Origin of the sequence: Lysinibacillus sp. UBA6686, from assembly GCF_002455205.1 — a bacterium.
Classification (GTDB): Bacteria; Bacillota; Bacilli; order Bacillales_A; family Planococcaceae; genus Lysinibacillus; species Lysinibacillus pakistanensis.
Genome location: NZ_DKJS01000008.1, coordinates 47,786 through 61,989, shown reverse-complemented (window position 1 = coordinate 61,989; position 14,204 = coordinate 47,786). Strand labels below are relative to the sequence as shown.

At 35.8% G+C, this 14,204-nt stretch carries 13 protein-coding genes; 4 read left to right on the top strand and 9 right to left on the bottom strand.

Features of this window, described 5'->3' with window-relative positions; all coding sequences use genetic code 11:
• Positions 1 to 59: 59 nt before the first annotated feature.
• From B2R82_RS02355 to B2R82_RS02345, 3 genes are all read right to left on the bottom strand, one after another.
• The gene (locus tag B2R82_RS02355) at positions 60 to 815 is read right to left on the bottom strand and encodes an exodeoxyribonuclease III (RefSeq protein ID WP_286923337.1); all 756 of its coding nucleotides are present in this window, start codon (positions 813 to 815) and stop codon (positions 60 to 62) included.
• A gap of 54 nt (positions 816 to 869) precedes the next feature.
• Positions 870 to 1,784, bottom strand: coding sequence for a UDP-N-acetylmuramate dehydrogenase (gene murB, locus B2R82_RS02350; protein WP_286923336.1), 915 nt, complete (start codon positions 1,782 to 1,784; stop codon positions 870 to 872).
• A gap of 202 nt (positions 1,785 to 1,986) precedes the next feature.
• Complete coding sequence (locus tag B2R82_RS02345) at positions 1,987 to 2,292, bottom strand: winged helix-turn-helix transcriptional regulator (protein ID WP_054771027.1); 306 nt, start codon at positions 2,290 to 2,292, stop codon at positions 1,987 to 1,989.
• Positions 2,293 to 2,752: 460 nt separating this feature from the next.
• Here B2R82_RS02345 and B2R82_RS02340 point away from each other — a divergent pair, with 460 nt between their 5' ends.
• Entirely contained in the window at positions 2,753 to 3,280 is a 528-nt protein-coding gene (locus B2R82_RS02340) for a YceI family protein (RefSeq protein WP_286923335.1), read from the top strand.
• Between the two features lie 34 nt (positions 3,281 to 3,314).
• Positions 3,315 to 3,683: a DUF2500 domain-containing protein gene (locus B2R82_RS02335; protein ID WP_286923334.1), complete on the top strand. Its 369-nt coding sequence runs from the start codon at positions 3,315 to 3,317 to the stop codon at positions 3,681 to 3,683.
• Between the two features lie 24 nt (positions 3,684 to 3,707).
• Here B2R82_RS02335 and B2R82_RS02330 read toward each other — a convergent pair whose 3' ends face one another.
• The 3 genes from B2R82_RS02330 to B2R82_RS02320 form a co-directional block, all read right to left on the bottom strand.
• A complete protein-coding gene (locus B2R82_RS02330) occupies positions 3,708 to 6,068 on the bottom strand; it encodes a bifunctional 2',3'-cyclic-nucleotide 2'-phosphodiesterase/3'-nucleotidase (RefSeq protein WP_286923333.1) in 2,361 nt (786 codons plus the stop codon).
• A gap of 306 nt (positions 6,069 to 6,374) precedes the next feature.
• On the bottom strand, positions 6,375 to 7,001 hold the full coding sequence (locus B2R82_RS02325) for an FMN-dependent NADH-azoreductase (protein ID WP_286923332.1): 627 nt from the start codon (positions 6,999 to 7,001) through the stop codon (positions 6,375 to 6,377).
• Positions 7,002 to 7,161: 160 nt separating this feature from the next.
• Entirely contained in the window at positions 7,162 to 7,869 is a 708-nt protein-coding gene (locus B2R82_RS02320; RefSeq protein WP_286923339.1) for a DsbA family oxidoreductase, read from the bottom strand.
• Between the two features lie 129 nt (positions 7,870 to 7,998).
• Between B2R82_RS02320 and B2R82_RS02315 the strand changes: the two genes are divergently transcribed.
• Positions 7,999 to 9,378: an FAD-dependent oxidoreductase gene (locus B2R82_RS02315; protein ID WP_286923331.1), complete on the top strand. Its 1,380-nt coding sequence runs from the start codon at positions 7,999 to 8,001 to the stop codon at positions 9,376 to 9,378.
• A gap of 37 nt (positions 9,379 to 9,415) precedes the next feature.
• Here the strand turns inward: B2R82_RS02315 and B2R82_RS02310 are convergent, their stop codons facing one another.
• Positions 9,416 to 10,339 (bottom strand): manganese-dependent inorganic pyrophosphatase, encoded by a 924-nt coding sequence (locus tag B2R82_RS02310; protein WP_286923330.1) that lies wholly within the window; start codon positions 10,337 to 10,339, stop codon positions 9,416 to 9,418.
• Positions 10,340 to 10,751: 412 nt separating this feature from the next.
• Between B2R82_RS02310 and B2R82_RS02305 the strand changes: the two genes are divergently transcribed.
• Positions 10,752 to 11,555, top strand: coding sequence for a GNAT family N-acetyltransferase (locus tag B2R82_RS02305; protein ID WP_286923329.1), 804 nt, complete (start codon positions 10,752 to 10,754; stop codon positions 11,553 to 11,555).
• Between the two features lie 95 nt (positions 11,556 to 11,650).
• Here B2R82_RS02305 and B2R82_RS02300 read toward each other — a convergent pair whose 3' ends face one another.
• Both B2R82_RS02300 and B2R82_RS02295 read right to left on the bottom strand, forming a co-directional pair.
• Positions 11,651 to 12,514 (bottom strand): MurR/RpiR family transcriptional regulator, encoded by an 864-nt coding sequence (locus B2R82_RS02300; protein ID WP_286923328.1) that lies wholly within the window; start codon positions 12,512 to 12,514, stop codon positions 11,651 to 11,653.
• Positions 12,515 to 12,915: 401 nt separating this feature from the next.
• Complete coding sequence (locus B2R82_RS02295; protein WP_286923327.1) at positions 12,916 to 14,145, bottom strand: MFS transporter; 1,230 nt, start codon at positions 14,143 to 14,145, stop codon at positions 12,916 to 12,918.
• Between the last annotated feature and the right edge of the window lie 59 nt (positions 14,146 to 14,204).

The window sequence follows — 14,204 nt, the reverse complement described above, 5'->3', positions numbered from 1 at the left end:
AGTATTTCAACAACATGAAAATCGTATTTTCCCTAATAGAAAAATACGATTTTTTAATTCTAAATATGAAGCTGTAATTCAATTGGACAATGATCGCTCCCTAAAATGTGTGCATGAATATTCGCCTCTTCTATGCTGTCTTTTAATCTCTCAGAAACAATATAATAATCAATACGCCAGCCAATATTGCGTTCACGGACTTTATTCATATAAGACCACCAAGTATAGTGGTCTGTTTTTTCAGGATATAGGTGACGGAAGGAATCAATAAAACCACTTGCTAAAAGCTCTGACATTTTAGCACGTTCTTCATATGTAAAGCCAGAATTTCCAATATTCGATTTTGCATTTTTTAAATCAATCTCCATATGTGCAACATTTAAGTCTCCGCAGTATACGATAGGCTTCTGGGCATCTAGCTTCTGTAAATATAAAGCTAGCCGACTCTCCCACTCTAAACGTAGAGGTAATCGTGCTAAATCACGCTGAGCGTTTGGTGTATAGACATTTACAAGGTAGAAATCTTCATACTCTAACGTAATAATTCGTCCCTCATCCTGAGAAATATCTTCACCTACACCATAATGTACAGAAAGTGGCGTATGCTTTGTAAAGATAGCCGTGCCCGAGTAGCCCTTCTTCTGTGCGTAGTTCCAATACTGCTCATAACCTTCAAGAGATAGCTCAACTTGTCCTGCCTGACATTTGGTTTCTTGTATACAGAAAAAATCAGCATCCATGCTATTGAAGAAATCTAAAAAACCTTTGCCTACACAGGCTCTAATTCCATTAACATTCCAAGATATAAATTTCATTTTCTTCTCTCCCTCAAAAAAACGCCCCCCGCCATTAGCGAAGAGCGTAGTATGCTATAAGTCATCACCAACTATTTTAACTTCTGTCTCCAAATCAATACCGAACTTTTCCTTCACTACCCGCTGTACCATTTGGATTGTTGCGATATAATCAGAGGCTGTAGCATTGCCTTTATTCACAATAAAGCCTGCATGCTTCGTTGAAACCTCAGCGTCACCTACGCCTTTTCCTTGTAGGCCACTATCTTGAATAAGCTTCCCTGCAAAGTGACCTGGAGGACGCTTAAAAACACTCCCTGCAGATGGGTATTCTAATGGCTGCTTGGATTCTCGTTGGAACGTTAAATCTGCAATTTTAGCGTCAATTTCTTCCTGCACACCTTTAGCTAACTGAAATTCGGATGACAGTACATAGTAACCCTCTTTAGCAATAATACTTTTACGGTAGCCTAGTTCAAGCTCTTCTTTGTTTAGTATTAAAACATTCCCATCTTTAGTTAGCACCTTAGAGGAAATAATAATATCCTTAATTTCTCCACCATAAGCGCCCGCATTCATAGCCATCGCTCCACCAATTGAGCCTGGAATACCACAAGCAAATTCAAAGCCTGTTAAAGAGGCAGCAGCAGCTAGTTTAGATACATCTTTTATGAGTGCGCCGCTTTGCGCGTAAACATGGTCATCTTCTATATGAATTTCATCTAAATATGAAAATGTAACAACGATCCCTCGATGTCCGCCATCACGAACAACCATATTGGACCCATTACCTAACATTAATAATGGAATATTATTTATATGCGCATAGGAAATAACGGATATCGCTTCTTCTTCCGTTTCAGGTAAAACAAAAACATCTGCCTTACCGCCTAATTTAGTCATCGTATATCGCTGTAATGATTCATTTAATTTAATATTGGCTGGATTTATGCTTTGCGCTAAATCCGATGCCCACTGTTCTTTTGTCATGAGAGCTAATTCCTTTCTAACATCCTTCTTACTCTACACTAGTATGGATTTAGAACCTCGATTTGACAAGTAAAATGAAGGGTATTTTATCTCGTTTTCATGGGTTGCAAAGCACCCTGTGCAGAGATGTTGAATATTATAAAGAAAATTCAAGACCATTCCAATAAACTTTTTTAGCAACTTATCCATATATAGGCTTCTTTTAAAGCCAGCTCGTCGCCCATGATTCGATATTGCGAATAGCTCCTTCTAACGCCTTACCCTTATCCGTTAACGAATACTCCACACGTACTGGAACTTCTGAATATACTTTTCGCTCCACAAGCCCTTCTTTTTCCAGCTCTTTTAAACGTTCTGATAACAAACGGCCACTTACAGGTAAAGCAGACTCAATCTCATTAAATCGCTGTGGCCCATCTAATAGTTGATATAAAATTAGCCCTGTCCAGCGCTTTCCAATTAAATCCATTGCTTTAGCTAAACGAGGACATAAAGTTGTCTCATTCATTTTTTTCACCTCTTATGTACTCTATTGTAACGATTCTTTTTATAAAAGTAAATTTGAAGTAACTTATTTACACCAAGTAATTAATTTACATATGTATATTTGATTACTAAAAGTAAGTTTAAGCTTGATTATGAATTATTTAAGTTACCATACAGAAATTTACATGAACAAATTATATAAAAACTAAATCTTTACTTTATCTTCATTTAAAATGACCGTAGTCGAAAAATAATCTTTGCACAAGACAACTCACTATATGCCTTCTCACTTCTCAATATGAATCTTTCAAAAGCCCAGTAATCCTCAATAACATTCATACTTTCTTATAATAATTTTAAATATTCACAAATTACACGTTTATTTAACGTATATTTAGGCATTTTTATTAGTAATCCATTGAATCATTGAATTTTTTACTCTATCATTCGGTGTAAGATACTATTTTTAGGGGGATTTTCCAGTGAAAAAGTATGCAATTGATTTTAGCCATTCAACGATCGGCTTTTCTGTAAAACATATGATGATATCAAAAATACATGGTACATTCGAATCGTACAATGCAGAAATAGCTTTACCAGATATTGAACAAGTAGAAGGTGGAAGCATTTCCTTTGCCATCGCAGTTGCAAGTGTTTCCACAAAAAATTTCGATCGAGATGTTCACCTTGTATCTCCTGACTTTTTCGATGCCGATGTTTATCCTAAAATATTATTTACATCCACAAATATTAAAAAACTTGGAGATAAAGAATATGCTATTCATGGTGATTTAACTATTAAAAACATAACAAAGCCTATTATATTTACTACAGTATATACCGGGAACGGGGTAAACCCTTGGGCACAAGAGGTATATGGCTTCCAAGCAAAGACACAAATTGACCGTCGAGAATTTAATTTAGTGTATAACTCGTTGCTTGAAACAGGCGGTGTATTAATTAGTGATGAAATTGATGTTGTTGTAGACCTTGAAATAAATCCAATATAATGGTTTTAGCTGTAATGTAGGTAAGGAGGATTTTATGTTTGTGTTTAATGATTTTTCATTTGCTTCTATATTTATTTCAATAATCTTTTTAATTGTTATTGGAGGTATCGTGTTCACTGTTTTTAACGGCATTTTACAGTGGTCAAAGAACAATAATTCACCTATTTTAACAGTACCGGCTAAAGTCGTTACGAAACGATCTAATACTCGTGGAGGTTCTGGTAACACTAGTGCCCATACATCCTATTATGTAACGTTTGAGGTACAAAGCGGTGATCGGTTAGAGTTAAAAATGAATGGTCGTGATTTTGGACTACTTGCAGAGGGCGACTTTGGATTACTAACGTTTCAAGGAACACGTTATCAAACTTTTGAACGGCAAAATAAGAAGAGCAGCGATTAACGCGCGCTCTTCTTTTCATTTTCATTATTGAATTAAATATTTACCAAAGCCGCCCTCTGTATCTCCCAAATATTTAATAGAGCTACCTGCTGGGATAACTTTTTGAGCATCCTTAGCAGTTTGGTAAATAACCTTTGTATTTGCTGGGAATGGTACAAACGACCAGTTATTGTCAGCAGCAGGATTTATTGTTTTATTGTCCATAATGTAATCAATAACAGCTTGGCGATTCTCATACGCATAATTTGTAACATTAGAGCCATTAGCATTTTTGAATGTCGCCCCATATGAGCCACCAACACGGTAATTGTTTGTAATAATGATGAATTCTTGTTTTAAATCAATCGGTTTACCAGCATATTGCACATTTTTAATACGATTTGCCTTTTCATCAGTAAGATTACCACGACGATCATATTTTGCTGGCGATGTCACATCAATTTGATAAGTTAAACCATCTAGCACGTCGAAATTATAAGAACGTGCTTCTGGATCGATAATATTTTGCTCTTCTGTTTTATTTGGATCAATTGTTGCAAAAATGCCTGCAGCCATCTCTAACCATTCAATAGCTTGAGCACCTGTTACTTTAATCGTTGCAACAGTGTTGTCATAATGGTAAATATCTGCCATATTTTTAATTGCAAGAGGACCTACAGGAATATTTGTATAATCGGCAGGATTATTACGAGAACCTGCTTTGAAAGGTGCACCAGCAGAAAGCAGTGGTGTCTTTTCATCAGCAGTACCTTTTAATTCCTTTTCAATAAACCATTTTTGAGCCTGTGTAACAATTTGAATAGAAGGATCATCTTGGACCATAGAGAAGTAACTATGGATTGGTGCAGTTGTCTCACCAACAGGTTGGCGAATATACTTTAAAGTACCTTCATGGGCTTCCTTAATCGCATTTAAAACTGTTTTAGAAGGCTGTAATCCCTCTTTCTTAATAGAGCGAATAGAACCTTGTCCATCCACAACAATCCATTTTGAGCCCTGTAGCTCTAACTTTAAATCAATAACACCAAGATGACTACCGTAGCTACCTGCCATAACAGTAGGTACTCCATTAATTGTCCCTTTTTCTTGATCTACATTTTTAAGATCCTTATAGTCACCTGGGAATGTTAAATGAGAGTGGCCTGTAATTAACGCATCAATACCTTCGATTTGAGCAATTTGATAACCAACGTTTTCTACGCCTTCCACATACGTATCTTCACCAATACCCGAATGTGAAAGAACGACGATTACATCTGCGCCTGCTTTTTGCATTTCTGGCACAATTTCTTTTACCGCTTCAACAGGTTCCTGCATATCAACTTTACCTGCTAAATGAATCGCATCCCACTCAACAATTTTTGTTGGTACGATACCTGTAACACCTATTTTAAGTGTGTGCTTTTTACCTGTATGATCTACAACCTCTTTTTCTAAAATGACGTAAGGCGTATACATATGTTTTTTTGTTTTAGCATCATAAGTGTTTGTATTTACAACTGGATATTGTGCATCATTTAATACCTCATCTAAAAACGCTAAACCGTAGTTGAATTCGTGGTTACCTAACGTTCCACCATCATATTTCAATGCATTAAGTGCTGCAATCGCTGGATGAACTTCACCAGGCTTTAATACGTTTTCCAACGCCTTATAAGAACCTAATGGCGTCCCTTGAATTAAATCGCCATTATCGAACAATAATGTGTTTGGATTCTCAGCACGTGCTTGTTCAATTAATGCAGCAGTATTCGCTAATCCTACATCGGCTGATTCAGCATCTAAGTAATAATTATAATTAGCTAGGTTTGTATGGATATCTGTCGTCCCTAAAATTTGTAGATCCATTGTAGTCTTAGCTACTGGTGATTTATATTCAGCTACAAAACGTTCCACAATACTTTGCATTTGCTCTGATGTCACATAGTCGCGGGGGCGAATTGTGTTATCATCAAAGCCTTGTAAAATATTTGCTGCAACAGCATTTGCTAAATCTTGCTTATGTGTCTTAGCAATTAAATGAGCATCCTTGAATTTATCTAACACTGAGAATGAAGCGTTTTCATTAACTAGTCCACGAGCAGATATAACAAAAGCCTGTTGACGTGTTAATTTATCATTTGGTCCAAACGATGTGACACTTTTACCTTTAATCAAGTTCAGTTCTACTGCTTTTTCCACATAAGGAGCTAAATCCTTTGGAACATCCGTAAAGGACAGATTTGAACCATCACCTAGCTCAACGTTTAATTTTCCCACTAATTCTTTCACGAAATCTCCACGTGTCACATCGTTCGATGCAGCATTTGCAGACAGTCCAAATGGAAGCAATGTGAATAAAATAAGTAACATTGCAAAAAAATTAGTCATTAATTTCTTATTCATGTAACAACCTCCTTATAAATCTATTATTTTCCTACAATTTCTATTATATTATACTAATTCATATATTTACTGACTAAATAGACCTAATTGTATGTACTTTTGAATGATTAGCAAAGCACTTTACTAGAAAATCATAGATTAATACCAATTCCTCTTATTCTTCACTATATGATGTTATTTAATGTAAATTAACATTAAGTGTATAGCTTCAATATGTCAGACCACTATACCACCACCGTACCTCTACTACACCAATAAAAAAAAGTCCTCTCAGATTAGAGAGAACTTTTGTTAAAAAAATATTGGTTATGCGTGGATAGATTGTAAAGATTGAGCTACTTTCTTAACTTCTTCTAGGCCATTTGCAATAATTTCTTGAGCTTTATCTGGTGAAGCATTGTGTCCTTCAATAACAACTTCTTCGATAATTTCCATACCGAATACGCCACCTGCAATATTTTTAATATAGTTCACTGCCATTTCTAGTGGTTGAGCTTCTGGTGAAGAGTAGTAACCACCACGCGCATTTAAAATAATTGCTTTTTTGTCTGTCATTAAGCTCTCCATTTGGCCTTGCTCATTATATTTGAATGTGTATCCAGCTTGGTATACATAATCAATGAAAGTTTGTAATGTAGCTGGAATTGTTAGGTTCCAAAGTGGGAAAGCAAATACAACTACATCAGCTGCAGTTAAAGCATCCATCGCTTTTTGCTTTGCAGCTAAAAGACGAGATTCGATGTCAGTTAGCTCTCCGCCATTTTGTACTTTACCAAAAGCATTGAAAAGATCTTGACCAAAATAAGGCATATCTTCTTTATACACGTCAAACGTTGTAACATTAACACCTTTTACATTTTCCATAAATGTCTCATACATTTTTGTTGAAATACCATCTGGTCGGTTGTTTGCTTTTACTACTAATACGTTCATTATATAAAATCTCCCTTTAAAATCATAATTTAGTATATCTCGATTTCGAGATATATGACTTCCTTAGTCTAAAAAATTTTCAGTCAAAAGTCAACATTATTAATTTCATACTTTTGACTGAAATACTCATATAGACAGATTAATATCCGTCTAGCTTAATTTAAAACTTACAGCTTTCGTCTGTGCATACTCCAGTTTCATCAGTGCCAGCCATTTTTAATGTTGGCTGTAAACCCTCTTCCTGTGCCACTTTACGTAAAGTATCTTCAAATACTTCCTGTGGTTGAGCACCTGAAATACCATACTTACGATTGACAACGAAGAACGGTACACCACGTACACCAAGTTCTAGCCCTTCCTGAATGTCCGATTCTACCTCACTTTTATACTCATCAGACGCAAGAACTTTCGCAACTTCATCACGATTCAAACCTACTTGCTCAGCAATATCGACTAATACATTATCGTGTCCAATCCGTTTTGCTTCAATAAAATAACCATGTAAAAGGGCTTCTACAAGTGCTGTAGCATCCCCTTGCTGCTCTGCCCATTTCACTAGACGATGTGCCTTTAAAGTATTTTCTTCCATAAGCCTATCAAAATTATAGTTTAGACCAACCTCTTTGGCCCTAGCTGCCACGCCTTGCGTCATTTCCTTTGCTTTTTCTAAAGACATACCATACTTTTTCGCTAAAGCTTCAAACGTGGATACATTTGTATCAACAGGTGTAGTTGGATCAAGTTGATAGCTTTTATATACAAGCTCCACCTGTCCTGTAAAACCTGTATCCTCTATTGCCTGCTCAAGCTGTTTTTTTCCAATATAACAAAATGGACATACATAATCTGACCATATTTCAATTTTCATCATCCAACACACTCCTTTTTGCTACATTGTAGCGATAGACCTTATAGCAAGGCAATTTTTATGCTTCTTTGCATAAATTTTCAAACCTATCTACATACTGAACGTAAAAACAATGTGAGGATTTTATGTATGATACAATCTCTTTGGCTTGCAACATCTGATTCCATCTCCTTAACATCTCTAAATGCTTCTACAACTTGTGATGTATGCATTATTGGAGGAGGCTTGACAGGTCTCTATACAGCCTATACCTTGGCTAAATCGGGTGTTGACGTAGTCTTACTTGAAGCAAATACACATTTAGGCCATGGTACGACTGGTCATTCAACAGGAAAATTAACTGCACAGCATAGCCTAGTTTATTCAGAACTTATTGAAAAACTATCAGTAGAGGAAGCCAGGCTTTATTATCAGCTCAATCAGCTCGCTATTGAAAAAGCGATGCAATTACTTCCGAAGAATAGTGTCCAGCAAGTAGAATCATTACTTTATTGCCAAACAAAAACAGGATATGAACAGCTATTAAAAGAATGGAATGCCTACAAAGTTTTAAATATCAAAGCAAAGATCACCTCTGAAACAGAGCTTCCTTTCCCAATTACAAAAGCACTTAGTATGTCGCAGCAGGCGCAAATAAATCCAGTGGAGGTTTGTAATTTTCTTGCAAAAGAAGCATTATCAATGGGTGCAAAACTCTATACAAATACTCGTGTGCAGCAATTAAACATATCACAAAATAATTTACATACCGAAAATAATATGTCGGTTCAATATAACAAACTTATTTTGTGTTCACATTACCCCATTGAAGCCTTTAAAGGGCTACATCTTTTTAAGCTTTCTAACAGCCGCTCCTATATGGTCGCTAGCAAAATTAATGAAACAATGCAAGGGCAGTATCTCTGTGTAGATTTCCCATCTCGTTCAATTCGTACAGCTACCATAAACAATGAGCATTATTTAGTGTTAGGTGGTGCTAACCATATTGCAGGTGAAAAAGCGAACACAGAACCCTATTATGAAGCCATCGAAGGAGAAATGAGGGCGCATTTCGAGCAAGAACCAATCTATCGTTGGTCCGCACAGGATATTGAAACACCTGACATGATTCCTTATGTAGGAAGAATTGCAAAATCGCAGCCTAATGTCCTCATTGCAACTGGTTACCGTAAATGGGGAATCTCTAACTCATTTGTAGCTGGAGATATATTGTCTTCCTTAATTACAGGTTCAAGGAGTGAAGACGGTGCAATTGCTCTTTATTCACCAGCACGTACAAAATTTGGTGCTCAATTTATGCAAATGCTTAAGGTTGGAGGATTTGTAGCCAAGGAATTTGTCAGTGGCTATCTTAGACATGCCAATACACCAACTTGCACGCATTTAGGCTGTAAAACTAAATGGAATGAAGCTGATGAAACTTGGGATTGCCCATGTCATGGGTCCCGCTTCAATGCCAAGGGAGAAGTTCTTGAAGGTCCTGCTGTACAGCCATTAAAATTAGAATAAAAGAGGCTGTCTTTTCGAAGACAGCCTCTTTTCTCTATTATTTCAATGCGTCCGTTAAAATTGGTACAATTTGTTTTTTACGAGATACTACACCCGGTAAAATAACTCGATTATTTACTAACTCAGCTCCAAATCCTTTTGCTGCAGCCTCTGCTACTTGTCCAATTGCAACAGCTGTTGAATCATTATTTAAGATATCTGTCACAACAAAAAAGAATAAATCTAATCCATTTTCTGCAACATTTTTATTTAATAAAATTTCTAATTCTTCTTGGCGTCCAAGCACGTCATTCATATCAACAGCGTTCACCTGAGCAACTACAGATTTATATTCCCCGAACTGGAACTCTTTTGCATCTAATGATAAAAGATCCTCTAATGATTTATCTGAAAGGTCGGCACCTGCTTTCAGCATTGCTAAACCGTACTCTGCGATGTCAACTCCTGCAATTGACGCTAATTCCTCACCAGCTTTTATATCTTGCTCTGTACAAGTAGGTGATTTGAATAGTAATGTGTCTGAAACAATAGCAGAAAGCATTAATCCCGCAATATTTGCAGGTATTTCAATGCTATTCTCCTTGAAAATTTTATTTAAAATTGTAGCAGTACAGCCCACAGGTTCAGCACGGTAGTATAAAGGATCAGCTGTTTTGAAGTTGGCAATACGGTGATGATCAATTACCTCTGTAATTTGTACTTCTTCAATGCCATCAGCAGATTGTTGGAATTCATTGTGGTCTACAAGAATTACTTTTTCTGCTCCTACTACTGATGAGATGGAACGTGGTGCCGCAAAGCCAAATTTATCTAAAGCAAACTGTGTTTCGTTGTTTACTTCACCTAGACGAACTGCTTCAGCATCTATCCCTAATTTTTGCTTTAAATATGCATAGACAATGGCAGATGTAATTGTGTCTGTATCAGGATTTTTATGACCAAAAACTAAAACTTTACTCATTAAAATTACTCCTCCTAAATAGCAATAACATTTATTTTATTTTATCATACCCTATGAACTATCGTGATAGAAAGTAAAACTTTGTCTATCAGTGCTTTCAATATACTTGCTTTAAAAATCCCTTTGATATTTTCCGTATATCAAAATAACTTCTACATATTACTTATCTTACTTTCCCCATAGGTTAAAGAAGATACATAGGCAAGCTAGTAGATGAATATTTTCCTCAATAACTATATTTTTATATTTTTTTACCATCCTATTTTTAACATTTATTATTAATTATTAATACTTCATTAAAAATAATTGAAATAAATAGATATATAGTTGCGTTTTTATATTTAAGAAACCATAAGTTTATGCTATTATCAGATAGTCTATATTTTAGGATATACAGGAAATGGGGATTACAATGACAAAGAAGATGGAAAAAAAGTATATTCCTTTAGCAAATTATTTTGAAGTAGCTTTACAACAAGAAATTACTTTATCCTTTAGCGAACTCGAAAATATTATGGGACAAGCCTTACCAAATGCAGCTTATTTGAATAAAAGCTGGTGGAAAAAAACAAAGCCTCCTCTTACACACTATTTGACATGGACAAATGCAGGTTACTACGTCATTGACATTAAACTTGGAACTAGTGTAACTTTCTCACGTACACAAATGAAGGCTACAGCGAATAATATCTCTAATGATGATGACATCCCATCTGCCTACATAATCCGAGCAATCGAAGCATCAGATGCTAGATCATTTATACATTTACAGGAAGAGATCTTTGAACAAACTGACTTTATGTATAACGTCCAAGATGAATTGGATTTAACTGTACAACAGCTTCGTAAAAATTTAACCTACTGGAAGCAACTAAAAAACAGAACAATTTTACTTTGTATATTAAATGGTAGTTTTGCTGGCTATGCAGTTATCCATGGCCACAAGCATTCTAAAAATAAACACGTTGCATCTATTCACCTAGCTGTTAAAGAAGAGTACCAAGGAAAAGGAATTGGTTTAGCACTCATGGAGGCAGTTGAGAAATGGTCTAAACAGCGAGAAATCTCACGCTTAGAATTGTCTGTTATGGAGCATAATGATATCGCCTTAAATTTATTCAACAAATTAGGTTTTCAGCAAGAAGGAATTCGAAAAAACGCCATTAAGTTAAACAATCGCTACATGAACGAATACAGCTTCAGTAAGATTTTATAAGCTTCTTTTCAAGGTGTCTAAAACTTATTTGGGCATCTTTTTTCTGTTTTCTTAAAAAAACGCATAGAACAGTAACGTTCTACGCGCCTAATGCCTTAAAAAACTTGCTTTTCTCTTGCTGCATCCAAGAATAATAAATTATTTTCTACCTGTTCATAGGATTGCTGATATTTATCATATTGCGCCTTATCCTGACTAATCATTTCCTCAATTAATGCATGTAGAAACGAAAATAAAACGGGAACAATATCCAGCGACGTTTGGTTTTTCATACCAAGTGCAAATATTGCACTTGCATAATCACGAATAGGTGACAAAGCTGACCCTGTAATGGCAATTATTTTTGCCTTTTTCATCTTTGCAATTTCAACGATAGTTTTTATATCATTAGTATGCTTATCACATGAGAAAACGATTAGTGTTGTATGCTCTCCCATGCTATTAATTTGCTGAACAATATCATCGGAATCTGAACGAAGCTGCTTAACATTTGAGCGTAAAGTTCTTAGTGTATAGGATAACCAGTTTGCAATAGATGCAGCTTGACGAGTACCTAAAATATAAATATTATCTGCCGTATGCATCCATTTCGAACTTTTCTGCAGCATACTGTCATTAATCAGATGGATCGTATCTTGAATATTTTGACTATCACGTTGCATAATCTTACCAAAGCCTGTGTTTTGCTGTTTATTTGAAGTATATGTAGGTTGAAGACTAGTCCCATTTTGAGACAATAAATAACCTCTAATTTCTTCCTGAAGCTCTACATAACCCGATAAATCCATCGCATAGCAAAAACGGATAACTGTCGATTCACTCACATTTGCTTGTCTCCCAACTTCAGCCGCACCGTTACCAATTATAGCCGTGGGGTTGTTCATAACAAATTGTGCAACTTTGCGTTGTCCCTTCGATAACCTAACAAACCTTCTTTTTATTTCTTCATTAATGCTCATCTCTAACAACCTTTCTTTCAATGAAATTATCACGAATGGAGATTGTTTACTACTGACTCTAAATTCGATTAAAAATACAGTATCACGATTACAATTTGAATACAATGACTTTTCAGAAAAATCTTTAGCGCTTTAACTTGCTAATATAATAGTTCGCAATAAATTGACAAAAATTCATTATATTTTTATTAACCCTAGTATCTTTATCAACTTTATTAATTGAAAGGAACTTTATATTGATTTTTTATTTTAACAGATTCAAGAAATTAATTGTATAAAAATTAACAAATTCTAATTTTTATGTATTAAAAGAGCAATAATTAATAGCCTTTTTGTAAAACAGCATTATACTTACCAAAAATAAAATGTCTTGGACTATTAATAGCCCAAGACATTTCTAATTAATCTAATTCGATTTGTTTTGTCTCTTTTCCTAAAAATAGCACTCCAATAACGCCAATAATGATAGCTCCGCAGAAAATTGCAAAAATAAAACCAATATCATACCCCGCTGTTAATAATGAACCTACTAGAAGAGGACCAAAAATACCCCCGATACGTCCAACTGCTGCCGCCATCCCCGCACCTGTACCACGAATCACAGCCGGATACTGCTCAGGAGTATAAGCATAAAGAGCACCCCATGCTCCTAAATTAAAGAATGACAAAAACATTCCAGACGTTAACAAGACTGCCAGCGTCTCAGCATTTCCAAAAATGAAAGCACTTACAGCCGTTCCAATTAAATAGGAAACAAGTACAAATTTCCGCCCAAATTTTTCTATAAACCACGCGGCAGTGAAATAGCCAGGCAGCTGAGCAAGCGTCATAATGAGCACATATTTAAAGCTTGAGATCATATCAAATCCTTTACCAACCATAACACTAGGAAGCCATAAAAACATTCCGTAATAAGAAAATACTACCGTGAACCATAGCACCCACAGCATAAAAGTGGAACGTGCATATTTCTTCGACCATACTTCTACAATATTTTGTCCTATACTACGTTTCTTCGATTCTGCTTTTACCGTAAACTGAGGGGAATCTGGTAAATGCCAGCGAAGATAAATTGCATATACTGCTGGAAGCGCTGTTAACAATAAAGCAACACGCCAGCCCCATGTAGGAATAACAAAATAGGATATCAGTGCTGCAATTAACCACCCTGCTGCCCAGAAGCTTTCTAGTAAAACAACTACCCTTCCTCTTTCCTTAGCTTCAACACTTTCAGAAACTAATGTTGAGGCAACAGGAAGCTCTCCACCAAGCCCCATGCCTACTAAAAAGCGTAAGGCCATAAATGCAAATAAAGTAGTTGTAAACGCGGATAAACCACTTGCAATCGAAAACAATACCAATGTCCACATAAAAATTTGTTTTCTGCCTACTTTATCAGCAAATACACCGAAAACGAGTGCCCCTACAGCCATTCCGATAGAATTAATGCTGCCTATCCAACCTGATTGATTAGGTGCTAGCCCCCAATCTGCTGCTAGAGCTGCAATCACGAACGATAAAATTCCTACATCCATTGCATCGAAAAGCCAGCCAACACCCGCTACCCCTAAAAGCTTATTACGCGAGATAGATTGTTGAGTCCTATTTGTTTTAACTGTGTTTGTTGTCATATAACCACCTGTCTTTACACTTGACTTTACATTATGTGTATACTATACAGTTGTTTCAA

Excerpts from the sequence above, each read along its gene's own strand:
- B2R82_RS02355 (WP_286923337.1), bottom strand. The coding sequence starts at position 815 with ATGAAATTTATATCTTGGAATGTTAATGGAATTAGAGCCTGTGTAGGC.
- murB (WP_286923336.1), bottom strand. The coding sequence starts at position 1,784 with ATGACAAAAGAACAGTGGGCATCGGATTTAGCGCAAAGCATAAATCCA.
- B2R82_RS02345 (WP_054771027.1), bottom strand. The coding sequence starts at position 2,292 with ATGAATGAGACAACTTTATGTCCTCGTTTAGCTAAAGCAATGGATTTA.
- B2R82_RS02335 (WP_286923334.1), top strand. The coding sequence starts at position 3,315 with ATGTTTGTGTTTAATGATTTTTCATTTGCTTCTATATTTATTTCAATA.
- B2R82_RS02330 (WP_286923333.1), bottom strand. The coding sequence starts at position 6,068 with ATGAATAAGAAATTAATGACTAATTTTTTTGCAATGTTACTTATTTTA.
- B2R82_RS02325 (WP_286923332.1), bottom strand. The coding sequence starts at position 7,001 with ATGAACGTATTAGTAGTAAAAGCAAACAACCGACCAGATGGTATTTCA.
- B2R82_RS02320 (WP_286923339.1), bottom strand. The coding sequence starts at position 7,869 with ATGAAAATTGAAATATGGTCAGATTATGTATGTCCATTTTGTTATATT.
- B2R82_RS02315 (WP_286923331.1), top strand. The coding sequence starts at position 7,999 with ATGATACAATCTCTTTGGCTTGCAACATCTGATTCCATCTCCTTAACA.
- B2R82_RS02310 (WP_286923330.1), bottom strand. The coding sequence starts at position 10,339 with ATGAGTAAAGTTTTAGTTTTTGGTCATAAAAATCCTGATACAGACACA.
- B2R82_RS02305 (WP_286923329.1), top strand. The coding sequence starts at position 10,752 with ATGACAAAGAAGATGGAAAAAAAGTATATTCCTTTAGCAAATTATTTT.
- B2R82_RS02300 (WP_286923328.1), bottom strand. The coding sequence starts at position 12,514 with ATGAGCATTAATGAAGAAATAAAAAGAAGGTTTGTTAGGTTATCGAAG.
- B2R82_RS02295 (WP_286923327.1), bottom strand. The coding sequence starts at position 14,145 with ATGACAACAAACACAGTTAAAACAAATAGGACTCAACAATCTATCTCG.